This is a genomic window from Mycobacterium sp. E1386, assembly GCF_001672745.1.
In the GTDB taxonomy this organism is placed as follows: Bacteria; Actinomycetota; Actinomycetes; order Mycobacteriales; family Mycobacteriaceae; genus Mycobacterium.
In genome coordinates this window covers 1-23583 of the sequence record NZ_LZKH01000132.1, presented here as the reverse complement: position 1 = coordinate 23583, position 23583 = coordinate 1, and the positions used below count along the sequence as shown (strand labels likewise).

Below are 23583 nucleotides of genomic sequence, written 5' to 3'. Positions count from 1 at the left end.
CACCGGGTCTCAGGCGGTGGTGTCGGCGTTGCTGGACTGCGAAAAGCCGGTGCTATGCGCGCTCAACGGCACCGCCGTCGGGCGCGAGCCCGCGCCGCGCGAAAAGCTCGATGATGCGGGCACTTTCGGAGGCCACGATGAGGTCGCAGGCCAGCACCATGCTGGCGCCCACCCCGGCGGCGGTGCCGTTGAGCGCGCATAGCACCGGCTTTTCGCAGTCCAGCAACGCCGACACCACCGCCTGAGACCCGGTGCGCAGGATTCGCGCGGCGTCGCCCGCGACCCGGTCCTTCTTGGGCTGCATTCCGGGATCCCGAAGATTCGGCCCCGTGCAGAAATGCTTGTCACCGCGGCCGGTGAGCACCACCGCCCTGACACCTGGCTCGTCGGAGGCCGACCGCAGGTTTTCGATGAGGGCCTGCTGCACCGCCCGCGTCACCGAATTGCCGGCCTCGGGGCGGTCCAAGACCAACCACAGCACCGCGCCTTCCGTGCGGACTGAAAGGCCCGGAGTCACAGCCGCATCGGCACGCTGGCGGGGCCGCGCACGGAGTTGGTGTGCACGTACGTCACCGCACCAGGGTCAACGTCCCAGGTCGGGAAGCGCTTCAACGTCTCTTCGAGGGCGACCCGGGCCTCGAGGCGGGCCAGCGCCGCGCCCAGGCAGAAATGTGATCCGTGGCCGAAGCTGATGTGCCGGATTCCCGTGCGCTCGACGTCGAGGACGTCGGGGTTCTCGTATTGGCGTTCGTCGCGGCCCGCCGACCCGGTCAGCAGGGCAACGCGCGAGCCCGCCGGGATGAGCGTGCCGTTGTAAGTGACGTCGCGTTTCGTGTAGCGGCCCTGTACCGGCGAGGGGGCGTCGTAGCGCAGCAGTTCCTCGACGGCGTTGCCGATCAGGTCGGGGCGGTCGACCAACTTGGCCCGCTGGTCGGGGTATCGCGCCAGTGTCAGCGCGGCCCACCCCAGCAGGCGGGCAACGGTCTCGTTGCCGGCGACGTTGATCATCGCGATGAACATCAACACTTCGCCATCGTCCAGGCGACGGGTCTCGCGGCCCGCCTGGACCAGGTCGGAGCTCATCAGGTTGCCGACGATGTCGTCGGCCGGCGCGGCCCGCCGTCGCTGGATCTGATCGGCGTAGTAGCCCAGCAGCTTCGCGTTGGCCTGCTGGCCCTCCTCGTTCAGCTGAGTCGTGCCCTCGTCGCGGTGTAGCTGGGCATCCGACCACTCGCGCAGGTTGTCGTGGTCTTCCTCGGGGAAGCCCAGCAGCGAGCTGATCACCATCACCGGTAACTTCATCGAGAAGTCGCGCACGTAGTCAAAGCCCTCGGCGCCGACGAACCCATCCAGGTAGGCGCAGCACAGCGAGCGGACCCGGTCCTCGAGCCGGGCAATCTGGGTGCGGAAGAACGTGCGATTGACCATCTTTCGCATTGCGGTGTGGTCGGGTGGATCCATCATGATCATCGCCCTGGGCGGCGGCCACGGCTCGTCGGCGATCGCGTCGAGGGTTATCCCGTGCGACGAGGAAAACGTCTCGGTGTCCAGCGACGCTTCCATCACGTCGGCGAACCGGCTCAAAGCGTAGAAGCCGTACTGGTCGTTGTAGTAAGTTGGCGCTTCGTCGCGCAGCCGTTTCCAGACCCCATACGGATTCTGGTGCAACGCGCGGTCGAACGGATCCCAACGTAACTCGATCGTCGTCATCGGCACCGTCCCTTCGCCAAAGAACACTAATACATTATCTGTATAGTTGCACCATGCTGACGGCGTGGTGATCGTCTGCCCGGTGTTGAGGAGGACAAACGATGGAAACGCGAGAACTCGAGCACGTGATCTACCAGAAGGACGGCCCGATCGCGCGGATCATCCTCAACAACCCGGACGCCGCCAACGCCCAGAGCTCGGAAATGGTCCACAGCGTCAACGAGGCGCTTGACGATGCGCAGTACGACTATGACATCAAGGTCGTCATCATCAAGGCCAACGGCAAGGGGTTCTGCTCCGGTCACATCCCCACCGGTGCGTACCCGGAGTTCATGGCCGAACTGCAAGCGTCCGGCAAGGTGTGGCGTTCGGCCGCGCAGCTGTTCCTGTGGCCGGTGCTGAAGTTGTGGGAATTCCCCAAGCCGGTGATCGCCCAGGTGCATGGGTATGCGATCGGCGGGGGTACCACCTGGGCGCTGATCCCCGAGATCACGGTTTGTTCCGAGGACGCGTGGTTTCAGATGCCCCTGGTGCCGGGGTTCGGCCTGCCGGGCGCCGAGACCATGTTCGAGCCGTGGGTCTTCATGAACTACAAGCGGGCCGCCGAATACCTGTACACCGCGCAGCGATTGAGCGCGGCGGAAGCGCTCGAGTTCGGTCTCGTGAACCGGGTGGTCCCGGCCGATGAGCTCGAGGCCACCGTCGAGGAACTGGCCACCCAAATCGCCAAGGCGCCGCTCATCACGTTGCAGGCCGTCAAATCCGGCGTCATCCGCGCGTGGGAGACGATGGGGTTCCGCACCCACCAGCAGGCAACCAACGACCTGCAGGCGATGGTGACCGGCAGCAAGGAATTCCAGGAATTCATGGCGGAGCTGATGAAGAAGGGCTCCAAACCGACCGAGCGCATCTAGCCATGCCGTGCAAGCCCATCATCCAATTCGGCGGTGACGAGAGCACCGAGGCACTGCGGGCTTCGATCCGCGAGTGGCTGGCGGACAACCTCGCCGACGAATTCCGCCGCACCGCAGCGAATCCCGACTACCTCCCGCGCGACGTTCACGAACGCGCGGTCGCGTTCTGCAGGGCGCTGCACGAGCAGGGCTGGTTCGTGCCGCATTGGCCCGCCGAGTACGAGGGCGGCGGACGCGGGATCGTCGAACAGGTGGTCATCCGCGAGGAACTCGCTTATGCGGGCGCACCGCTGGTGAACACCAACGGAGTCAACATGCTGGCGCCGGTGCTGTTCAAATACGGCACGCCCGAACAGAAGGCCGAGCACCTGCCGGCCATAGCCCGCTCGGAACGCATGTGGGCACAAGGCTATTCGGAACCTGAGGCCGGCTCGGACCTGGCGTCGCTGCGCATGACGGCCCGGCGAGACGGCGACGAGTACGTCCTCGACGGACAGAAGACGTGGACCAGCAACGGCGTGCTCGCCGATTGGATCTTCGTCCTGGCGCGCACATCGCCCATCGCGGACAAGCGCCAAGCCGGAATCTCGTTCTTCCTCGTCGACCTGGAAAGCCCGGGAATCACGCGCCGGCCCATCCGGTCCATGACCGGGTACCCGACCTTCGCCGAGGAGTTCTTCGATGGTGTGCGTGTGCCCGCCGCCAACCTCGTCGGAGCCGAGGGGCAGGGCTGGACGGTCGGGAAGGCGCTACTTGACGCCGAACGGTCGAACATCACCAGGGCGGCCCAGGCGCAACGCTACCTCGATGAGCTTATCGACTGGTGCCACGCACAGAAGGGCTCGGCGCACGACCCCCTGTCCGATCCGGCCAACCGCATCGCGTTGGCCCGCGCCGTCGAACGCGTCGAGGTGGGCCGCGCCCTGTCGTATCGCGTAGCGCACCTTCAGGCGGCCGGCGCCCTGGATCCCGCGCTTCCGTCGTTGTCGAAGCTGTATCACTCCGAACTGACCGCCGAACTGCGCGCACTCGGGGCCCAGATCCTGGGTCCGGGAGGCGAACTCATGCCGGACGATCCCGACGCGGTGCTCGACGGGCACTTCTCCGAAGGCCTCTTGCTGTCCTTGCTCCACACGATCGGCGGCGGCACCAGCGAGATCCAGCGCGATCTGATCTCGACTGTTGGCCTCGGGATGCCGCGCTGACGTCAGGCGTACCCGGCCCGCCCCTTGGCGGCCGCCGAACGTTGTTGCGCCACGGTCGCCATCGCCAGTTCAAGCGGATGGAAGGCGGCGAGCTGGGCGGCCTCGGCGGAATTGATCAGTCGCTTCGTCATCTCTACCGCCCCCGCATCGGCTCGGGAGAGTTCGTCAGCGATGGACATGGCGCGGCTGACGGCGGATCCGGGTTCGACGATCTCGGTCACCAGCCCGAGCTGCTCCGCCTCGCCGGCCGGCAGTCGTGTTCCCTTTAGCAGCAACGACGCGGCGCGGTTGCGGCCCAGCTGCTGCGTTAAGCGCCAGGCCAATCCGCCGTCGGGCACCACCGCACGCGCGACGAACGGGGCGGCAAAAAATGCGTCGGAAGCGCACACGACGAGGTCGCACGCCAGCGCCAAGCTCCAACCGAGGCCGACGGCCGCACCCTCGACTGCGGCGATCGTCGGTACCGGCACAGCTTTGAGTTGTTCCATTACGCGTTGGGCGTGCTCGACGCGGCCGGCAGGGCCCAATGGACCGTCGCCGCGTGCCGGCCCCGTCTTCAAATCCCCACCGGCGCAGAAGAAGTCTCCGGCGCCGGCTAATACCAACGCGCGGTCGCCGTACGCAACCACTCCGCCGAGCGCGATGGATAATTCGGTCCAGGTTTCGTAACAGAGGGCGTTGCGCCGGCGTGGCCGATTCAGGAGGAGGACGGCGATGCCGCCACGGTCCTCGCGGCGAATGAGTGGATCGCTGTCTGTCACTGTCGGCCGAGGAACTTGTCGATGGCGGCCCGGTGTTCGGGCGTGGTGAAACACTCGGTCTCCGCGGAGATCCCGTATTCGAGGATGCCGGTGATCGCGCGCTGGGCGTGCAGGTTCAGCGTCCGTTTGGTGTCCTGCACCGCCCGCGGTGGTAACGCGGCCAGGCGGTGGGCGATCGACAGCCCCTCCTGCTTGATCTCCGCGTGCGGCACGACGCGGTTGGCCAGGCCCAACTCGACGGCCTTGTCGGCCTTGATGCGTTCGCCGAGCATCAGGTATTCCTTGGCCTTCAGCAGGCTCATCAACAGTGGCCACAGCACCGACCCACCGTCACCGGCGACCAGGCCGCTCGCGACGTGAGTGTCGGCGAAGAACGCGCGGTCGGACATCAGGACGATGTCACACAACACCGCGATGCTGCACCCGAAGCCGACCGCGGGCCCGTTGACGGCCGCGACCACGGGCAGCGGAAAGTCGATCATGTCCCGCACGATGCGGCGGGCGTCGCGCATCCCGGCGCGCCGTGTTACCGGGTTGTTGACGTGGGTTTCCAGCCACTCCACCAGGTTTCCGCCGGCGGAAAAGTAGTCACCCGTTCCGGTGATCAGCACCGCCCGCGCGTCGGGATCTTCGGCCAGGGTGGCCCACAGTCTCGTGAATGCCGTGTGCATCGTGTTGTTGACCGCGTTGGCGTCGCCAGGGTTGTTCAGCGTCACGATCCGGACGGGACCGTCGGCGGCCACCAGGATCTCCTCGCACCCGGTCAGTTCCGACGTGCCCTGCGGTAGCTCCGTCATGGGCAGTTACTCATCTCCGCGCGGCGCCAGCCACGCCGATCGTCTGGTCTGAACGAACGCGTCTCGGTCGTGGTTGACCGCCCAATCCGGAGATCGCTTCTGCAGGAACGCCGTAAAGGCCTCGATCTGTTCGGCGGTTCCGATCGACGACCAGTAGCCCGTCACGTCGACGGGTGGCAGCGCACGTGCCATTTCCCTCTTAACGGCCGCGCGGGCGGCGGGGCCCGTCTTGCGAACTCGCTCGAGCAATGCCTCGACCTCCGCGCGCAGGGAGTCGTGTGCAACGACTTTGCCGACCAGCCCGAGTCGCTCGGCCTCCTGCGCATCGACCCAATCATTGCCGTAGATCAGGTGATTGGCCTTCAGCGTGCCCAGTCGGTGCGGTAGTCGGGCGGCGACGAACGCCTCGTACACGCCACGGGTGAGATCCGGCACCCGGAACCGGGCGCGATCGGATGCGACGACGAGATCGGCAAACAACGTCATCACCAAGCCGCCCCCCATGGCGATGCCGTTGACGGCGCAGACGACGAGTTTCGGTATCTTGCCCAGCGTTTCGAACGGTGTTCCGTCATAGGACTCGGTGAACGCGTCCCACCGGCGATCCGGATTCTGCACCGCGTTCATATCGCCGCCCGCACAGAACACGTCGCCTGTCCCGGTGATCACCAGAAAGTTCAGGTCCGGTTCGTCGGCGACGATCATCGCGGCCCGTTTGATCCCGTGGTAGCCGTCCGCGGTGACGGCGTTCTTCTTCTCCGGACGGTTGATGGTGACGGTCAGGGTGTCGCCGTCGATCCTGGCCTCGAGCTCCGACGCACAGAGGTCGACGTCGACGGAATCCGGCAGGGCGTTCACTGTGCCTCGATCACGGCGAGCAGCTCGCCGACGTCATAGCTTGCCCCGGCGCTGACCTTCCACGTGACGATGCCACTGGCCGGCGCTTCGATGTCCATCTCGACCTTGTCGGTGGCGATCTGGTAAAGGGGATCGCCCTCACAGACATGCGCGCCGTCCGCCACGTAGAGCTCCGTCACCTCCGCTTCCGTGATCGCGTCGCCCGGCTTCGGCATCCGCACCGGGATCACGCGATCCTCCTGACCGCTTCGACGAGCCGCGCCGTGTCCGGACGGCAGGCAGCTTCCAGTGTCGCCGCCCGCGGGACGGGCGTGTACGTTCCGCCCACGCGCTGGATCGGGGCCGACAGCTCGCCGAAGAGCTCCGTCCCGACGGCCGCGGCGATTTCGGCTCCCGGGCCGCAGAATCCGACGGATTCGTGAGCGACGACCAGGCGACCGGTTTTGCGGACGGAGTCGAAAACGGTGGCCAGATCCAACGGCACCAGCGAGCGCAGGTCGACCACCTCCACCGAAACGCCTTCGGCGGCAAGCTGTTCGGCGGCGGCCAGGGCGGCGTGCACCAAGCTGCCGTAGGTGCAGATCGTGACGTCGGCGCCGGCGCGTTTGACGTCGGCCTGGCCGAGCGGGATCACGTAGTCGTCCGTCGGCACGGGCCCCTTGCCGCCGCCGTAATAGAGCTTCATCGACTCGATGAACAGGCAGGGATCGTCCTCGGCCAGGCAGGCGTTGAGCAGCCCGACAGCGTCGGCGGCGGTGCTGGGCCACACGATCTTGATGCCGGGTGTGTGCATCGCCCAGGCCTCGAAGGCCTGGGAGTGCTGCGGGCCAGCCGCCGTGCCCACCATGGCGCGGATGACAACCGGGGCGCCCTGCCGTCCGCCGGACATGTAGCGGATCTTGGCCGCGTGATTGGCGATCTGGTCCATGGCCACGCCGAGGAAGTCCATGAACATCAGCTCCGCCACCGGCCGCAGACCACCCAGGGCCGCACCCACCGCGGCGCCGATGATCGAGGACTCCGCGATCGGGGTGTCGCGCACCCGGTGGCTGCCGTACTTGGTGGACAGCCCGGCGGTGATCTTGAACATGCCGCCCGACGGGTCGGCGATATCCTCGCCGAGCAGCACGATCGAATCGTCGGCCGCCATCGCGCGATCCAGCGTGCGGTGAATCGCCTGCACCAGGCCGAGGGTCTCCGTTTCGCCCTCGGGAATCGCGGCACGCTGGGTCACCGGTGCCGCGAGCTCGCTGCCGTGCGCGGCGAACACGTCGCGGGTCAGTTCGTCGTCGGCGGGGGGCTCGGCGTCGCGCGCGGCGGTGAAGGCCGCGTCGATCTCGGCAACCAGGTCCGAGTCGATGCGGTCGAGGTCGGCCTCGCCGGCCAGGCCCTCGTCGATGAGCCGCCGCCGATACCGCGCGAACGGCGGGTCGGCGCGCTTGGCGGCCAGCTCGTCGGGGTCGGCGTAGGGCATCTGGTCGCCGAAGTAGTGCCCCTGCAGGCGGTAGGCGACGGCTTCGACGAACGACGGCCCGCCCCCGGACCGTGCCCGCTCGACCGCCTCGGCCACGGCCCGGTACACCGCGTGCGGGTCCGTGCCGTCGACCGTGATCCCGGGCATCGCGTAACCCGCGGCCCGGTCGGACAACCGCGCCGTGCGGGTGTAGCCGGCCACCGGCGTGCATTCGGCCCACGCGTTGTTCTGGCAGAAGAACACCACCGGAAGCGCCCACAGCGCAGCCATGTTCATGGCCTCGTGGACGTAGCCGATGCTGGTCGCCCCGTCGCCGAAGCTGACCAGCACCACCCGGTCAATGCCCTTGACGGCCTCCGCCAATGCGATCCCGTTCGCGATCAGCGGGCCCGCACCCACGATGCCGGTGGTCCACGCGATGCCATGCTCGGGGTCGAAGACGCCCATGGCGCCGGCCTTGCCCTTCGACAGACCGGTCCCGCGGCCCAAGATCTCGGCGAAATACCCAGGCAGGTCGATGCCCTTGGCCACCACGTCGCCGAGTCCGCGATAGGTGGTGACCAGTTGGTCGGTGCTTGACAGGGCGAGCGCGGCCCCGGCCGACATCGCCTCCTGACCGTCCACCGGCCAGTAGCTCATCGCGATTTCCCCGGAAGACAGGCCCTTTCGGACGCGCTGGTCGCTGTGGTGCACCTTGCTCATCAGGCGATACAACTCCAGCGCGTGGTCGTTGGTAAGCGGCCAGATCTCGGCGTCTAACGGCGTGGCCATCACGACTCCTTCACGGATGTGCGGTACGCCAAGGAGTCTACAATATGACGAAATCTGTTCAATCGTTCGATAGTGTCGCGGCCCCCGTCTGCACGTTCCCGATCGAACCCAATTGTGTCGCCAGCAGCATCCGGTCGAAGTAGCAGCGCTCCAAAACCAGGTCGGGTCCTCGGAAGCCAAAGAGGTTGACGCTCAGCATGTCGATCGGTGTGCCGGGCGCCGTGGTTCGGGTTTCCACGATCAACCCGTTGTCGCCGTGGTAGAGCGCCTCGGCGGAGTACTGCAGCATCGGGAGATCCGTCCACTGCTGCAGCAGCATTCCGCGGACCGCCTCGTCGCCATCGAAAACCATTCCCGTAGGGACGATCTCGTAGCGCGGATGGGTGAAGGTGGCCATCGCCGCCTCCAGGTCACGCGCATTCTCGGCCGCGACGTGCCGGAGCACCAACTCTTCGCGGGTGCGCCGCAGCGCGGAGTCAGGGCTCACTTCGGTTCGAAGACAGCGAGGTTGCGGCCGTCCTCGAGCGGCACCCACGCCAGCCTGACGCGGTAACCGACCGCGGGAGGGGGACCGAACACGTTCGACATCATGCGGACCCCTTCGTCCAGATCGACGAGCACCACCGAGTACGGCACCTTGTCGGCGAGGGCGGGGAGCGCGGCGCGGTGGTTCACGCTGACCGCGTAAACGACGCCGCTGCCGCTCAACTTCTCCCACACCAGCGATGACCCGCCGCAGTGCGGGCAGATGAACCGTGGATACCAGACGAGCCGGGCGCACGATTCGCATCGTTGGGCCGTCAGCTCGCGACGCCGGGTCGCGTCCCAGAAGGGCGCGGACACCGGGCTGGGCTGCGGCACCGGCAGCGTATCGGTCACAGCGTGGCCTCCGTTCCCAGGATCACCGTCGAGGTGGCCGAGAGCACCCCGCCGGTGCCGTGTGCGACAGCCGTTTTCACGTCCGGTACCTGGCGTTCGCCGCATTCGCCGCGCAACTGACGGGTGGCCTCGACGAGCAGGAAGGCCCCAAACGCCCCGGGGTGGGTGTAGGCGAGACCACCGCCGGAGGTCTGACCGGGTAGCGTGCCCCCGGGTCCCAACGCGCCATCCGCGACAAACGGACCCCCTTCGCCCTTGCCGCAGAAGCCAAGGTCTTCGAGCGCCAGCAGCACCGTGATGGTGAACGAGTCGTAGAGCTCGACGACATCGATCTCGCCCGGGGTCAGTCCCGCGGCGCGGAAGGCGGCCGGCCCGGACACCGCCCCGGGCGTGACGGTGAGGTCGGGCATCTGGGAGATCATGGCGTGCGAGGCCGACGACGCCGCCCCCAGGACGAATGCGGGCGGCTTGGCCAGGCCGCGCGCGCGCTCGGCACTGGTGACCACCACCGCGGCGGCACCGTCGGTGACCAGGCAGCACTCCAGCTTGTGCAGCGGCTCGGCGAGGAAGCCCGAATCCAGGACGTCCTGCACGCTGATCGCCTCGCGCAGGTGAGCCCGCTCGTTCAGCGCCGCCCACCGCCTCGTGTCGACGGCGATCTGGGCCAGCTGTTCGGGCGTCGTCCCGTACACGGCCATGTGCCGGTTGGCCGCCAGGGCGTAGGCACTGATCGGGAGCATGACCCCGAACGGCGTCTCCCATTCCAGCCGCTCGGGGGTGGCGAAAACTCCGAGGCCCTTTTCACCACGCTTGCGCGCGGCGCGCGGCGTCGCGGCATAGACGATCACCACCGTCTCCGCCTCGCCGGCCGCGATCGCCGCGGCGGCGTGCTCGACGTACAACCCGTAGCTGGCGCCGCCGGTCTGCGTCGCGTCGGTGAAGCGCGGTGCGATCCCCAGGTACTCGGCCAGTTCCACCGCATGCATGAGCGTTCCGCCGGTGCAGGTGCACAGCCCGTCGACGTCGCGCAGCGACAACCCCGCATCGGCCAGGGCGGCGGTGATCACCCGCGCCTCGAGCTCCCGCAGCGGAACATCGATCACTCCGCTCGCCGAAACCTCATCGGCGACACCGGCAATGGCGGCCACACCTCGGGTCGTCAACTTCCTGTCCCTTCGAAGAGTTCGAGCAGCGCGGGTTGGCTGACCTTGAGCGACGGCGTGCGGGGCAGCTCCTCGACGACGAGCAACCGGGCCGGGACGTAGTAGCGGCTCAATCGTTCACGCACATAGGCGAGCAACTCTTCTGGCGCGGCGCGGGCGCCGTCGGCTAACTCCACCGCCGCGACCGGGACTTGGCCGAGCCGTTCATCGGGCAGGCCGGTCACGCCGGCATCGCGCACCGCCGGATGGCCACGGAGCACACCGACGATCTCGGCCGGATTGACCTTGAAACCGCCGCGAATGATGACGTCGTCGGTGCGGCCGTCGATGAACACGAAGCCGTCGGCGTCGACCCGGCCGAGGTCGGTGGTCCGCACCCAGTCCTCGCCCGTGGTGCGGACCTCGATGCGGCCCTGCTCGCCGGGCGGCATCTCCGTGTCGTCCTCGAGGGACATGACCCGGATCTCCCGGTCGCGCTGCGGGCGCCCGACGCTTCCACGTTTGGCGGTCGCCCACTGCCGGTGCAAGGCGAGGTTCCAGCCGGCCACCCCACCGGCGAATTCCGTTGCGCCGTAAGACGGCAGCACCGCGACGCCATAGCGGCACTCGAACCTCGTCTGTAGGTCGACCGGGAGATGTGCGGTGCCCGAGGTCACCACCTCGACGCTCGAGAAGGCCTGGGGGTCCACGCCCGCGTCGAGCACCATCGCCATCGCCGACGGCACCAGGCTCACAGCCTTCGGTCGGTGCCGCAGTAGAAGATCCACAAAGTCGCGAACCCGGAATCGCTCGAGGAGCGCGATCTTTCTTCCCTCGCAGATGTTGAGCAGAGTGCGGAACAGCCCGGACATATGCACCAGCGGCGAGGAGACGATGGCGACGCCGGAGCGCAGCCTGAGCTGCGAGGCACGCGTGGGCCTGGCGCTGTAATGTGCGCTCGCCGCTGCGACGGTGCGCTCAAAGGATCGGTAGGGCAGTGGTATTCGCTTGGGCGGACCCGTGGTGCCACTCGTCAGCATCTCAACGGCCACGCCGTCGCCGGACGGGCGGAACGGGCCCGGCCCGGGATGTTCCCGCCCCTCCACAACGGTCGCGCCGGCCGGGTCACTCGATACGCGAACACCCAGGGCCCCGGCGGCGGCGTCGACAACTCCGGCGCGCTTCCAGTCGGCCTGCAAAGCCACCACCGCAGGCAACCGCAGCTCGCGGATGTCCGCGCAGAGCCCGGCGTCGCCCTGTGCCGGGCTGATCGTGACCACGCAACCGCCGGTCAGCAACACGCCGAGCATGGCCCCGACCATCGCGGGATGATTGCGCAGCACCAGGCCGACGGGGGCTCCCTGGCCCAGACCGGCTGTCCGCAAATGGTTTTGAACGTCTGCGGCGATGTCCGACAATCCCTGCCAATCCACCCACCGGCCCTCATACTCGATCGCGGGCGCCCGCGGGTCGATGGCGAGCACCGCGCGGATGCGGTCGGCGAGTTGCTGGCTCAAGCCGCGGCTGCCGCGAGCTCGGTCGCCGCGGGGATCACCTCTTGGGCGAACAACTTCATCGACTCGTACACCTTCGTCCGGTCCATCGCGCCGCCGCGTGACATGCGCAAAATGATGTTGCGCCAGCCCATGTCGATGACGGTGCGCATCTTGTCCACGATCCGGTCGGGGTCACCCATCAGCGTCAGGTGCGAGTTCAGCACCTGCTCGTAGCTCTGCTTGTCGTGTTTCTCGAACCAGTCCGAGTAGGCCTTGTAGTCGGCCGGTATCTCGCCCCCGCGCTCGAACGGGCTCGAATACTTGCGATGGGTCTGGATGGAGAGCTCGACGCTCTCCCGCGGGTAGGTGCGGGCGAACGCGTCGTCGGCGTGGCAGAAGGCGTTGAGCAGCGCCCACACGTTGCCGGTGGCGGCGTCAAGTCCCTTCTGGGACTGTACCTTCAGGTAAATGTCCAGCGCGCCCTGCAGATCCGGATCCACCTGGTAGGGGTTTCCGATGATCGCCCCAAAGCCCTTCTCGGCCAGCCACTCGAAGCTCGACGGCGTCTTCATCACGGTGCCCCACACGGGGATCGGTTGCTGCACCGGCCGCGGGTAGATCGTGACGTCGTCGATGTGGAAGTACTTGCCGTGGAAGCTGACGTTCTCTTCGGTCAATAGGCGGCTGACGATTTCCACGCACTCCTGATATCGGCCGGTGGCCTCGTCCATAGAGATGCCGAAGCCGGTGAACTCGTGCGCCTGATAGCCGCGCCCGAAGCCCGCGTCGAAGCGCCCGCCGGATAGGACGTCGACCAGGGCGATGCGTTCGGCCAGCTGAATCGGCTCGTGGAAGGGCGCCACCATGCAAGCGGTGCCGATGCGGATGCGTTCGGTCTGCGCGGCGATGGCGGTCGCGACCTGCGGCAGGTCCGGGAGCATGCCGTACGGGGAGAAGTGGTGTTCGGCCAGCCAGATCTCGTCGTAACCGAGTTCCTCCGCCCAGCGCGCCTCCTGAAGCACGTTGGCCAGCACCTCCCGCTCGCTGAGGTGGTTGGGCTTGTCGCCGAGGATGAACACGCCGAACTTCATATCGGTCCCTCCCGCTGTTTGCATCCGCACAAGTAGTTGCATTGACTGCCACAATAATGCACGATTGAACACATATCGTCAATCCGTTTAGTAGGGGGACCCGTGGCTCTGTTCGACTCGGCGGTCGGAACCGCGTTGCCGCCGAGCACCTTCCGCTGGGGCGAGACCGACGTGATCCTGTACGCGCTCGGCGTGGGCGCCCGCCCGCCGTCCGAGCTGAGGCTGCTCAACGAGGCCTGCGGTCCCGACGTGCTGCCGACGTTCGCCTTGGTGGCCAACTGGTGGGCCGTCAAGGACCTGCGCAGTGTGCTCGAGCTCGGGACGTATCCGATCGTGCACTCCGCGCAATCGCTGGAGCTGCACCGGCCGATCGGCGCCGCCGGGGAAATGTCGGTGCAGGCCGAGGTGTCGGCCGTGTGGGACAAGGGCAAACACGCCGCCGTCGAGTTGACCAGTCGCGGCACCGGCCCGGACGGGACCGTGTTCGTCGCCCGGTCCCAAACCATGGTTCTCGGTGCGGGAGGATTCGGCGGCGACCGCGGACCCGCTGCCAAACCGGACCCCGACGGGCCGCCGGATGCCGTTTTCGACGACATCGTCCGGCCCGAGCAAGCCGCCCTCTACCGGCTCTCGGGTGACCGCAACCAACTGCACATCGACCCGGAAGCGGCCCGGAAGTACGGCTTCGACGACGTCTTCCTGCATGGGCTTTGCACCTTGGGGTTCGCCGCGCGGGCGGTGATTGATCGGATCGGCGACGGGGATCCCCGGTCGCTGACATCCTTGGCATGCCGGTTCTCCAAGCAGGTGAAGCTTGATGCCCCGCTGCGGACGGAGATCTGGCGAACCGAAGGTTCGGTGCGATTCCGCACGCTGCAGGGTGACGCCGTCGCCCTGAGCTCCGGAACCGCCTCGCTGACAAGGGTATGAGCGTGGACCAACGACGGGCCCGCGGGATCCGCAACAGACAGGCGCTCATCCATGCGGCGATCGAGCTGTTCTCCACTCAGGGCTATGAGGGGACCACCGTCGACCAGATTGCGGCGGCGGCCGGGGTAGCGCCGCGCACGTTGTTTCATCATTTCGCCAGCAAGGAAGACATCCTGTTCGACGGCTATGCCGAGCGGCTGCAGGAGGCGATCCGCCGCTTTCGCGCCGCGCGCTCCGACTCCCTGTGGGACGCACTCGCCGAGACGTCGATGGCGGTGGCGCAGGCGATCGTCGATCAGCCCGACATGTTCCTGGTCCGCGCGCGGATGTATCACGGCCTGCCGGCTCTGCGCGCGACCATGCTCCGGATCAACGAGGACTGGATCGATCAGCTCACCGCCGAGGTGGCGCGCTGGCTGGGAAGCGACGCCCAACCGGACTTGCGGCCTCGGCTGGCCGCCACGCTGATCAACGCCGCCAACCGCGCCGCGATCGATTCGTGGGTCGCGGCCGGGGGTCGGGGTGAGCTGTCGGCACTGATGGCCGAATCCGTAGAGCTCGTGCGGCCCTCGATCGCCGCGATCGAGCGCACCGGCGCGAGGTCCGAGCCGGGGCGGGGAGGTGGGCAGCGTGTCGGGTGAATCCCGCCCCCTCGCCGTCGTCACCGGGGGCGCGCGAGGCATCGGAGAATCGATTGTGGCCGCGCTGATCTGCGGCGGCCACCGGGTGGCCGCGATCGATGTGAATGCCAAAGCCATTGCTCGCGCCCAGGATTCGGACGAAGCGAGATCGGGATTGCTCGTCCCGATCAACCTGTCGATTACCGACCGCAACGCGGTCGAGGACGCGCTGACCAAACTGGCCGACCGGTTCGGGCCCGTTCGCGCCCTGGTCAACAACGCGGGGATGACGCTGCCCGCCACCTTTCTCGACCAGACCGACGAGGACTGGGACCGTATCGTCGAGGTCAACCTGAAGGGCACCTTTGTGATGGCGCAGGTGGCCGCCCGGCAGATGGTCGCCCACGGCGGCGGGGCCATCGTGAACGTCAGCTCGGTGTCGGCGCACGGCGTGCGCACCGGGCCGCCGGCCTACGCGGCCGCCAAGGCCGGTGTCGAAGGACTGAGCCGGCTGATGGCCGTTCAACTCGGTGTGCACGCCATCCGGGTCAACACCGTCGTGGTCGGCACCACCGCGACACCGTGGCTGTTGTCGCGCAAGACGCCCGACGAGCTGGCACAGATGCGCCGGACGACATTGACCGGAAACATCGGTGAACCGGATGACGTCGCCGGCGTGGTGGCGTTTCTCTGTTCGCCCGCGGCCAAACATGTAACCGGTCAGCTCATTTCGGTGTCGGGCGGGCAGTGGATGCCATGACGTCGATGCGGAACGACGAAACAGATGCTGATGTAGTGTTTACTGCTACGAATCGATGCCAGGGGATGTCGTGGAACTGAAGAGAATCCTGTTCGACGTCAGCGAGCAGGTCGCCACCATCACGATCAACCGACCGGAGCGGCTCAACGCCACCGACGACCTGACCCGCACCGAGCTCGGCATCGCGTGGGCGCGGGTGCGCGAGGACCCCAATATCCGGGTCGCCATCATCACCGGAGCCGGCGACCGCGCGTTCTCCGCGGGCCAGGACATCCGGGCGACGGCCGAGGGCGGCATCCGCAACAAGATTCCCGGCTCGCGGCTGCACCACAACGTGTGGAAGCCGGTCATCTGCGCCCTCAACGGAATGGTCGTCGGCGGCGGCTTGCACCAGGTCGCCGACGCCGACCTCATCATCGCCGCCGACCACGCGGAACTGATCGACACACATCTGGCCGTGGGCAACGTGTTCGCGCTCGAGCCCGCTGTGCTGCTGCGCAGAATGCCGTTGTCGATGGTGATGCAGCTCGGGCTGATGACCAAGCAGGGCCGGATCAGCGCGCAGCGGGGCTACGAGATCGGCCTGATCAACGAGGTCGTGCCCGCCGACCGGCTGCAACAGCGGGCGCGCGAAATCGCCTTGGACATCGCCAAACTCTCCCCCGCGACGGTGCAGGCGTCGATCAAGGCGATGTGGAGCAGCCTCGATGTCGGGCTGCACGCGGCCAACGACGTCGCCTATCGCTATGTCCTGCAACACCAGCTGACCCACCCCGACTACCGGGAAGGGATGCTCGCGTTCGCGGAAAAGCGGGAACCGCGGTGGGTCCAGGAATGAGGCGCTGATGAGTTGTGGGATGACGCGCCATGGCTGAATCCGCACGAACGTTCAGCTACGACCCGCTGCCGTATGCCCCCGCCGTGCCGTCGATGCTGGCCGACCTGGTCACCACCTACGGCGACAACGATTTCGTCGTCAGCTTGACCGGCGAGGGGACGATCGAGCGGATCACGTACGGGCAGGCCGACCTTCGGTCGGCCGAGATGGCGCGCCGCCTGCTCACGGCGGGCGTGACCAAAGGCGTTCGGGTCGGGATCCTGGCGCCGAACGGGCCCGATTTCGCGGTCGCCTTCCTGGCGGCCACCCGGATCGGCGCCGTGGCGGTGCCGATCAACACCTTCTTTCAGCCCCCGGAGTTGAGCTGGCTGCTCCGCGACGCCGACATCCACACGCTGCTAGCGGTCGAGTCGCTGCTCGGCAAAGACATCCTGGCGCGCGTCGTCGACGCCACGGGTGAGTTACCGCGCCCGGGCGCGCCGCTTGCGCTCGAACGGCTGCCCCAGTTGCGCAACATCTTTGGCCTCGGCAACACCGAGCGGGCCTGGCCCAGCGCGTGGCCGGACCCGCTGCCCGAAGCGTTTCTGCGCGCGTGCGAATCCACCGTCCGCCCGTCCGACGACCTGGTCGTCATCTACACCTCGGGAAGCACCTCGGACCCCAAGGGCGTCATCCACACGCACGGCACCGCGATCACACACTCTCGCTTCGTCGCCATGCAGCACGAGTGGAAGCCCGACGACCGGGTCTACATCCCGATGGTGTTCTTCTGGGTCGCCGGGTTGGTCTTCGGTCTGCTCGGACCGATGCAGACCGGCGCCACCATTCTCACCGAGCACAAGTTCGATGCCGGCGACGTTCTGCGCCTGCTCGAAGGCGAACGGGCCACGTACGCAACGGGATTCCCGCACGTGGGTCGGGCACTGGCGAATCACCCCGACTTCGCGTCCACCGATCTGTCCAGGCTGCGCAGGGGATACCACCAGGTCCTGCTACCGCCGGAACTGCGCGCGGCCGACCCGTCGCTGCTGGTCACACAGTTGGGGATGACCGAAACGTGCAGTTCACACACCTGGTGGCCACCACACGAACCGGTGCCCGAAGGCAAGCGCGGCTCACTCGGGGTATCCGCACCCGGCTACCAGCACAAGGTCGTCGACGAGTCGGGCGCGGGGGTGCCCAACGGGACGGCGGGGGAAATCTGCGTGCGGGGGACGGCCATGATGCGCGGCATGGTCGGACGGCAGCACAGCGACCTGTTCGACGCCGACGGCTGGTATCACACCAAGGACGCCGGCTACCTCGATGATGACGGGTTTCTGTATTTCGCCGGGCGCACCGACGACATGATCAAGACCTCGGGCGCGAACGTCGCGCCGGTGGAGGTCGAGGCCGTGATCTGTGGCGTCGACGGCGTCCGGATCGCCTATGTCGTCGGCGTTCCCGACCCCGACAAGGGTGCAATCGTCTGCGCCGTGGTCGTGCTCAACCACGGGCGGCGGACGTCGCAGGACGAACTCGCTGCGGCGTGCCGAAAGGATCTCGCCGCGTACAAGATTCCGAAGCGGTGGGTGATCCTCCCCGACGATGAACGGCTGCCGTACACCACCACGAACAAGATCGACAAGCCCCGGTTGGTGCAGTTACTGACGTCGGGGGTGCTGGCATGACCGGGTTGGAGGCGCGGATCGCCCGCCTCGAGGCCATCGAGGAAATTCGTCAGCTGGCGGCGCGGTACGCGGTGGCGTTGGACACGCGCGACTTCGATTCCCTGGCAAATCTTTTCGTGGACGACATCGGCGTGCCGGGCAAGCGCCGCGGCCGCGATGCGCTGCGCCAATGGTACGACGCAGAGGTGCGGCCGACGCTGCTGGGCAGCGCGCACGGTGTCCTCGGCCATGTCATCGACGTCCACGACGCCGACACCGCGAGCGGGCTGGTCTATTCGCGCAACGACTTGGAAACCGAGGGCGCGTGGTTCATCGAGATGCTGGCCTATCTGGACCGCTACGAACGGCGCGACGGCCATTGGTATTTCGCACGCCGCATTCCGCTGTTCTGGTACCGGAGCGACATCACCGACCCGCCGGTTGGTCCGAAGAAGGTGCGCTGGCCCGGAAGCGCGCGCCAGGACGGCTCGTTCCACGACGCGTTCCCGTCGTGGGAGGCATTCTGGGCCGCCGACCCCGGACGCTTCGACGCGCCGGTCCCGGCCCCGGCCGCCTTCGGCGATTGGTTGCGCACCCTGCGCCGGGGCGCTGAAGCACCGCGGGTGAGCCCGACCGGTCGCGCGCCCGCGGAGTCGTGATGTCGGGTCGTGCAATGGGTTTCGGATTCACCGACGAGCAGAATGAGTTGCGCCGCGTCGTGCGCTCTTTTCTCGGAAGCAAGGCCGACGAGGCAGGCGTGCGCGGCCACATGGAAAACCCGGTGGGCTACGACCCGTCGCTGTGGGCGCAAATGTCCGGCGAACTGGGCCTGGTGGGGCTCGCAATCCCGGAAGAATTCGGCGGTCAGGGGTACACGTTCGTCGAACTCGGCGTCGTGACCGAGGAATTGGGGCGCGCCCTGGCTCCGTCGCCATACTTCGCGTCGGCGGTACTGGCGTCGAGCGCGCTGCTTGATTCGGGTGACTACGCCGCCCAACAACGATACCTGCCGGGAATCGCGTCCGGAGCGACCATCGCCAGCCTGGCCGTCACCGAGGAGTCGGGCCGCTGGGAAGCCGGTGCGATCCACACGCGGGCGCGAGAAACGGCACACGGCTGGGTGGTGGACGGAGCCAAAACCTATGTCCTCGATGGCTGCAGCGCCGATGTGCTGTTCGTGGCCGCCCAGGCCGACTCCGGATTGTCGTTGTTCGCCGTCGACCGGTTCGACAGCGTCGCCCGACGCGCGCTGTCCAGCCTGGACCAGACTCGAAGACAAGCCCGCATCGAATTCACCGCAACGCCGGCCTCGCTCGTCGGTCGTTTGGGCGGCGCGGAGGAATTGTTGCGGTCGACCCTCGCGCTTGGCTGCGCCGCGCTGGCCGCCGAACAGGTCGGCGGCGCGCAACGCTGCCTCGAGATGGCCGTCGCCTACGCGAAGGCCCGCAAACAGTTCGGCAAGCCCATCGGCTCATTCCAGGCCATCCGGCACAAGTGCGCCGATGTATTCCTCGACATCGAATGTGCCCGCGGGGCAGCCTATTACGCGGTGCGGGCCGCGGCCCAACGCTCGCCAGAACTGCCGGCGCTGGCGTCGCTGGCCAAGGCGTGCAGTTCTGAGGCGTATGCCCGGGCCGCTGCTGCCAATATCCAGATTCATGGTGGGATCGGATTCACCTGGGAGCATCCGGCCCATCTGTACTTCAAGCGGGCTCAATCGTCAGGGCACCTGCTGGGCGACGCGTCCTATCACCGGGGGCTCCTCGCGGACGAGATCGGGCTCTGAGGGGGTCAGAAGTCCGTGCCCCCGTCGATGTTGACGGCCGCGCCGGTCATGAAAGCTGCCCTGTCGCTGAGCAGGAAGGCGATCAGCTCGCCCGCTTCTTCGGGACGCCCGCCGCGGCGGAGGGCAACCCGCATGTTCCAGTCCGGGTTGCTCGCGAGGTGCGTATAGATCGCGTCCTCCAGCGCCACCCCGTACTCTGCCGCCCGCCGGGCGCGGATGAAATCGTTGACCTCGGTGTCGAACAGCCCCGGGCATACGGTGTTGACCCTGATGCCCTCGGGGCCATGTGTTTTCGCCAGGATCTTTGACAAGGTCAACACCGCCGCCTTGAGCGCGTTGTACGGCGGAATCAGGATCTTCGGCGCCCGAACGGAATACGCGGCCGTCGTGACGATGGTTCCACCGCCATTGCGTTGCAGGTGCGGGATGACCGCGCGGCAGGAGCGCACGGTTCCCATCAAAATCAACTGGTAATACCAGTCCCACGACTCGTCGCCGTGTTCGAGGAACGGCCCCTGTTGATTCATCGGTCCCGCGGTGACGGCCAGGCCGCGCAGCGGCCCCAGGCTCGCCGCCGCCTCGTCGACAGCGCGATCCACCCCGTCGCCCGGGGCGGCCGCGTCGACGGCGATTCCGACCGCCCGCACTCCGTAGTCTGCGGTCAATTGCTCGGCCCGCGCTCGGGCACGCTCTCCGTTACGAGCCAGCAGCGCCACGTTGGCACCGTCGGCCGCGAGCTGCCGCGCGGCGGCGAACCCGATACCGGTCGTCCCGCCGACGAGAACGAAATTGCGTCCCCCCAGGCCAAGCTCCACGCGCTGCCCTCGTTTCTGGCGTCACCGCCGACGTCAGCCATACTAGACAGCAGGACGATGTGTGTCGCAATGACTACTATCCGGGCCCAGTTCAGTGACGAATAGGCCCATCAACGGAACACAACGCCGAAATTTGTCGCGTAGCATAGAGCGACATGTCGACGAAACCCGCCCCTGCCGATCTGGAATCGGACGGGGAATTCGATCGCAGGGACCAGATCCTCGAGGCGGCGAACGAATGCTTCACCCAGCTCGGCATCCAGCGCACCAGCGTGCAGGACGTCGCGCGAAAAGCCAACGTGTCGCGGGGCACGGTGTACCGGTACTTCGAAGACCGCAACATGCTCATCGACGCCGCGATCGAATTCGGTGCGCAGCGGTTTTATCGGGAGGTCGCTTCCGCCATGTCCAAGAAGAACACGCTGGCTGAGCAGGTCGGCGCGATGGCGGAAACCCACGCCAGAATCCTGCTCGACCATCGGACTCGCAACCGGCTGATGGCCGATGACGCCGAGCTGATGCGCCACATGGTCGCCGACGGCGATGCCGCCGTCCGCCGCACCACAAAGTTCCTCGAACCCTACGTGCGCGATGCCCAGAAACGCGGCGAGGTCGGCGCCGGAGTCGACGTGACCGCCGGTAGCGAATGGCTGGCGAGAATCATCTATTCCTTTTCGACTGTCAATCAAGGTCTGACCTTCGATATGACCAAGCCGGCCACGGTCCGCCGCTACGTCGAGAAATTCGCGATCAACGGCCTGCGCTGACGCGGTCGCGAATTTTCACCTGCCCATCACATAGCCGTGCGGCTGTCGCGGCCCATCGCCGCGGGCTCGGTCGCGAACTCACGCACCATCGCCTGGATCGTGTACGACGCGGCGAGCCGTCCATCTCGGGCAAAGACCCGGCCGTCGCCCTGCACAAGCCCCCGTCCCGACCAGAAGGCGTGGTTGGTGTACAGCAGCCAGTCCGTAACATCGACGTCGTCGTGAAACGCGATGGTGGCTTTCATGATTCCGGTCGACAAGGTGGCATGCGCGCGGGCTTCGCCCAAACCCGGATGCGGCAACATACCCGCGGCGATAGTCCAATGTGTCGTCGACTGGGCCAGCAACGCCGTCTGCAGGTAAGGGGTCGGCGGCGCATCGCGGAATCGCACCCACACGTTGATGAAGGGCGGGCCCACCCGATCGGGATCCGGATCGTAAGCCCCATCGACCACCCGGATCTCGCGGCCGGTCATCCCGAAGCCAGGAAACGACACCGCCTCGTCGGGGCCCGGAACGGCCGGCATGGGGTCGGCGTCCCGCATGACGTCGCCGGCTCCCGAGTCCGCAAGCACCAAGCCCGCGCTGCGGAATACGCCCCGCTGACTGATGCGAATTTCGGCCGACGAAAACGATCTGCCCCTGCGAAGCACATCGACGGACAGGTCCACGGGCGCGTCGAATGAGGCCGCTTTGGCGAAGATCATCGATGCCGACGTGATTCGTTGCCCGGGAAGCGCTTTCGACGCCGCGACGATCGCCTCGCCGATGGGCTGGCCACCCTCGACGACATTGCGACGCGTCGGCCCGTGCGCTGGCCCGATAAAACCGCTTTCGGATACCTGCTGCACGTCGATGATTCTGCACAGCTCGCCGGCGTCTCCCCATAGCGGGAACGTCGCAGGGATCTTTGAGCCGTCCGGCCACTCTTCGACGACGACCACACGCAGCGCGTCGTCGTAGAAACAGACGTGTCCCGCAATCGCTGCGACCTCTGGCAACGGGGTGCGGTAGGCCCACACGACGTTCTCGACGCCGGAATCCGCCCCGTCAAGGCTCCAGTAACTCGCCCGGCCCTTGAAAGGGCAGACGGTGCTGTGATCCGACGGGCGGAACAACTCCCACAGCACGTCGGATTCGGGAAAGTACAAGCGGTCCTCGTGGTCGGTCTCCGTCACCACGAGGCACCGGTCGCTCTGGGCAACGAGCACGTCACCGAACCACACCTGGCCCCGGTATGGACACGGGGTCGCCTCGATCCGGTAATCGGGGTAATCGGGCCACGCCGACTCGACTTGCGTTGGCATCGCTACCCTCTCGTCGCCGGCCTCATACCGTAGCCGCGCGACGCGGCGACGACGGTGGACGAATTACGAGCTGCTCGAGGCCGACGGCGGGAAAGTTCAAAGCGCTGGCGAACGTTCCCGCCAGCATGTCGGCGACGTCGGCGGGCGACATCAATGTCTCTTGCAAGAGGCCGCGCGCCACCCAATCCTGCACGACGACGCCGAGCAGTCCGGGTTCGAACGCCGCGGTGAACTCCGTCGGAACGGTGCCGCCCACGGTGACACAGCAGTAGCGAAAGCCGGGATGCTCAGTGCGCCAGGCATTCAGGCTTTCTGATAGCGCGGCCTTGCTGGAGGAATAGGCGCCCAAAGCGGTCCGTGGCTGGCCGACGGTTTCGGAGGACAGGGCGCTGACGATCGCGGCGGGCGCGAGCACCGGCAGGCAGCACTTGATGACTTGATGCACACCGACGACATTGGTCTGCATCACGTCCGTCCAATCGTCGACGGAAGTGTCGGCGAACATTCTCAAGGGCGCGTACCCCACCGAGATGAATAGCAGGTCGATTTCACCAAGGCTCGCTCGGGCCATATCGGCGAGCCGCGCGCAATCGTCAGCGTTACGCACATCCGCGCTGATGGCCGCGCCGCAGCCGGCATCGGCGGCGACCTCGTCGAGACGGTCTCGTCGGCGCGCCGCGATGAGCAGGTCGGCGCCCTCCTTGCCGGCACGGACGGCGAACGCCCGCCCGATCCCGGCCGATGCGCCCACCACCACGACCCGCTTGCCGGCCAATGTCCGTTCGCCCATGCGCTGACCACCGATCGAGAATCCAGTGTCGAAAGCCATCCGACATCGGAGAACAATAGTACATCTATTGTTTAGTTGAGCGACGCCGCTCAGTCCTTCAGCGAAGCCCGTTGATGGCGAACGTTTCCACGTAACGCCGGACGGTGTCCGGTTTGGACATGTCGAACGTCTGGGCCTCGTTGACGGTCGAGAACGACCAGATGATGCGGGCCAGCCATTCGCT

Annotated in this window: 25 protein-coding genes; 10 read left to right on the top strand and 15 right to left on the bottom strand. The window is 67.0% G+C overall.

Annotated elements, in window-relative coordinates; translation table 11 throughout:
• Positions 1–52: 52 nt before the first annotated feature.
• Both A5709_RS14010 and A5709_RS14005 read right to left on the bottom strand, forming a co-directional pair.
• On the bottom strand, positions 53–481 hold the full coding sequence (locus tag A5709_RS14010) for an enoyl-CoA hydratase/isomerase family protein (RefSeq protein WP_082973978.1): 429 nt from the start codon (positions 479–481) through the stop codon (positions 53–55).
• A gap of 32 nt (positions 482–513) precedes the next feature.
• The gene (locus A5709_RS14005; RefSeq protein ID WP_231972114.1) at positions 514–1737 is read right to left on the bottom strand and encodes a cytochrome P450; all 1224 of its coding nucleotides are present in this window, start codon (positions 1735–1737) and stop codon (positions 514–516) included.
• Between the two features lie 74 nt (positions 1738–1811).
• Between A5709_RS14005 and A5709_RS14000 the strand changes: the two genes are divergently transcribed.
• Together A5709_RS14000 and A5709_RS13995 are read left to right on the top strand one after the other, a co-directional pair.
• Positions 1812–2624 (top strand): enoyl-CoA hydratase-related protein, encoded by an 813-nt coding sequence (locus A5709_RS14000; RefSeq protein WP_067948989.1) that lies wholly within the window; start codon positions 1812–1814, stop codon positions 2622–2624.
• 2 nt (positions 2625–2626) lie between these two features.
• A complete protein-coding gene (locus tag A5709_RS13995) occupies positions 2627–3829 on the top strand; it encodes an acyl-CoA dehydrogenase family protein (protein WP_067948987.1) in 1203 nt (400 codons plus the stop codon).
• A 2-nt stretch (positions 3830–3831) separates the two neighbouring features.
• On the opposite strand, the gene A5709_RS13990 is transcribed toward A5709_RS13995, so the two are convergent.
• The 10 genes from A5709_RS13990 to A5709_RS13945 are packed head-to-tail and all read right to left on the bottom strand — an operon-like array spanning position 3832 to position 13098.
• A complete protein-coding gene (locus tag A5709_RS13990) occupies positions 3832–4590 on the bottom strand; it encodes an enoyl-CoA hydratase/isomerase family protein (protein ID WP_068011704.1) in 759 nt (252 codons plus the stop codon).
• Complete coding sequence (locus A5709_RS13985) at positions 4587–5387, bottom strand: enoyl-CoA hydratase/isomerase family protein (protein ID WP_082953490.1); 801 nt, start codon at positions 5385–5387, stop codon at positions 4587–4589. The genes A5709_RS13990 and A5709_RS13985 overlap by 4 nt, the downstream gene beginning before the upstream one ends.
• 6 nt (positions 5388–5393) lie before the next feature.
• A complete protein-coding gene (locus tag A5709_RS13980) occupies positions 5394–6245 on the bottom strand; it encodes an enoyl-CoA hydratase/isomerase family protein (protein ID WP_156673370.1) in 852 nt (283 codons plus the stop codon).
• Positions 6242–6475 (bottom strand): lipoyl domain-containing protein, encoded by a 234-nt coding sequence (locus tag A5709_RS13975; protein ID WP_156673371.1) that lies wholly within the window; start codon positions 6473–6475, stop codon positions 6242–6244. The genes A5709_RS13980 and A5709_RS13975 overlap by 4 nt, the downstream gene beginning before the upstream one ends.
• Positions 6472–8490, bottom strand: a complete 2019-nt coding sequence (locus A5709_RS13970; RefSeq protein WP_067948983.1) for a thiamine pyrophosphate-dependent enzyme — start codon at positions 8488–8490, stop codon at positions 6472–6474. The genes A5709_RS13975 and A5709_RS13970 overlap by 4 nt, the downstream gene beginning before the upstream one ends.
• Positions 8491–8548: 58 nt before the next feature.
• Entirely contained in the window at positions 8549–8977 is a 429-nt protein-coding gene (locus A5709_RS28825; RefSeq protein ID WP_231986969.1) for a nuclear transport factor 2 family protein, read from the bottom strand.
• The gene (locus A5709_RS28820; protein ID WP_067948979.1) at positions 8974–9369 is read right to left on the bottom strand and encodes a Zn-ribbon domain-containing OB-fold protein; all 396 of its coding nucleotides are present in this window, start codon (positions 9367–9369) and stop codon (positions 8974–8976) included. Before A5709_RS28820 ends, A5709_RS28825 begins: the two co-directional genes overlap by 4 nt.
• Positions 9366–10532, bottom strand: a complete 1167-nt coding sequence (locus A5709_RS13955) for an acetyl-CoA acetyltransferase (protein WP_068120402.1) — start codon at positions 10530–10532, stop codon at positions 9366–9368. The genes A5709_RS28820 and A5709_RS13955 overlap by 4 nt, the downstream gene beginning before the upstream one ends.
• Entirely contained in the window at positions 10529–12028 is a 1500-nt protein-coding gene (locus A5709_RS13950; protein ID WP_068120400.1) for a class I adenylate-forming enzyme family protein, read from the bottom strand. Before A5709_RS13950 ends, A5709_RS13955 begins: the two co-directional genes overlap by 4 nt.
• Positions 12025–13098 carry an LLM class flavin-dependent oxidoreductase gene (locus A5709_RS13945; protein WP_067947212.1) on the bottom strand — a complete coding sequence of 358 codons (1074 nt, stop codon included), beginning with the start codon at positions 13096–13098 and terminating at the stop codon, positions 12025–12027. Before A5709_RS13945 ends, A5709_RS13950 begins: the two co-directional genes overlap by 4 nt.
• 102 nt (positions 13099–13200) lie before the next feature.
• On the opposite strand from A5709_RS13945, the gene A5709_RS13940 reads away from it, so the two are divergent.
• The 7 genes from A5709_RS13940 to A5709_RS13910 all read left to right on the top strand — a co-directional run bounded on the left by A5709_RS13940 (position 13201) and on the right by A5709_RS13910 (position 19681).
• Positions 13201–14028 carry a MaoC/PaaZ C-terminal domain-containing protein gene (locus A5709_RS13940; protein ID WP_067947214.1) on the top strand — a complete coding sequence of 276 codons (828 nt, stop codon included), beginning with the start codon at positions 13201–13203 and terminating at the stop codon, positions 14026–14028.
• Between the two features lie 2 nt (positions 14029–14030).
• A complete protein-coding gene (locus tag A5709_RS13935) occupies positions 14031–14669 on the top strand; it encodes a TetR/AcrR family transcriptional regulator (protein ID WP_067947225.1) in 639 nt (212 codons plus the stop codon).
• Positions 14659–15408 carry an SDR family NAD(P)-dependent oxidoreductase gene (locus A5709_RS13930; RefSeq protein ID WP_067947227.1) on the top strand — a complete coding sequence of 250 codons (750 nt, stop codon included), beginning with the start codon at positions 14659–14661 and terminating at the stop codon, positions 15406–15408. Before A5709_RS13935 ends, A5709_RS13930 begins: the two co-directional genes overlap by 11 nt.
• A 70-nt stretch (positions 15409–15478) precedes the next feature.
• Positions 15479–16246, top strand: coding sequence for an enoyl-CoA hydratase-related protein (locus tag A5709_RS13925; protein ID WP_082953492.1), 768 nt, complete (start codon positions 15479–15481; stop codon positions 16244–16246).
• A gap of 29 nt (positions 16247–16275) precedes the next feature.
• Entirely contained in the window at positions 16276–17916 is a 1641-nt protein-coding gene (locus A5709_RS13920) for a class I adenylate-forming enzyme family protein (RefSeq protein WP_067947217.1), read from the top strand.
• Positions 17913–18554, top strand: a complete 642-nt coding sequence (locus A5709_RS13915) for a nuclear transport factor 2 family protein (protein WP_068120398.1) — start codon at positions 17913–17915, stop codon at positions 18552–18554. Before A5709_RS13920 ends, A5709_RS13915 begins: the two co-directional genes overlap by 4 nt.
• Complete coding sequence (locus tag A5709_RS13910; RefSeq protein WP_197520144.1) at positions 18554–19681, top strand: acyl-CoA dehydrogenase family protein; 1128 nt, start codon at positions 18554–18556, stop codon at positions 19679–19681. Before A5709_RS13915 ends, A5709_RS13910 begins: the two co-directional genes overlap by 1 nt.
• 5 nt (positions 19682–19686) lie before the next feature.
• Here the strand turns inward: A5709_RS13910 and A5709_RS13905 are convergent, their stop codons facing one another.
• The gene (locus A5709_RS13905) at positions 19687–20496 is read right to left on the bottom strand and encodes an SDR family NAD(P)-dependent oxidoreductase (protein ID WP_082950287.1); all 810 of its coding nucleotides are present in this window, start codon (positions 20494–20496) and stop codon (positions 19687–19689) included.
• A 155-nt stretch (positions 20497–20651) separates the two neighbouring features.
• Between A5709_RS13905 and A5709_RS13900 the strand changes: the two genes are divergently transcribed.
• The gene (locus tag A5709_RS13900) at positions 20652–21263 is read left to right on the top strand and encodes a TetR/AcrR family transcriptional regulator (RefSeq protein ID WP_068120396.1); all 612 of its coding nucleotides are present in this window, start codon (positions 20652–20654) and stop codon (positions 21261–21263) included.
• Positions 21264–21289: 26 nt separating this feature from the next.
• Here A5709_RS13900 and A5709_RS13895 read toward each other — a convergent pair whose 3' ends face one another.
• Both A5709_RS13895 and A5709_RS13890 read right to left on the bottom strand, forming a co-directional pair.
• A complete protein-coding gene (locus A5709_RS13895) occupies positions 21290–22570 on the bottom strand; it encodes a DUF427 domain-containing protein (protein WP_068120394.1) in 1281 nt (426 codons plus the stop codon).
• Between the two features lie 22 nt (positions 22571–22592).
• Entirely contained in the window at positions 22593–23399 is an 807-nt protein-coding gene (locus A5709_RS13890) for an SDR family oxidoreductase (RefSeq protein WP_231986968.1), read from the bottom strand.
• Positions 23400–23583: the final 184 nt, after the last annotated feature.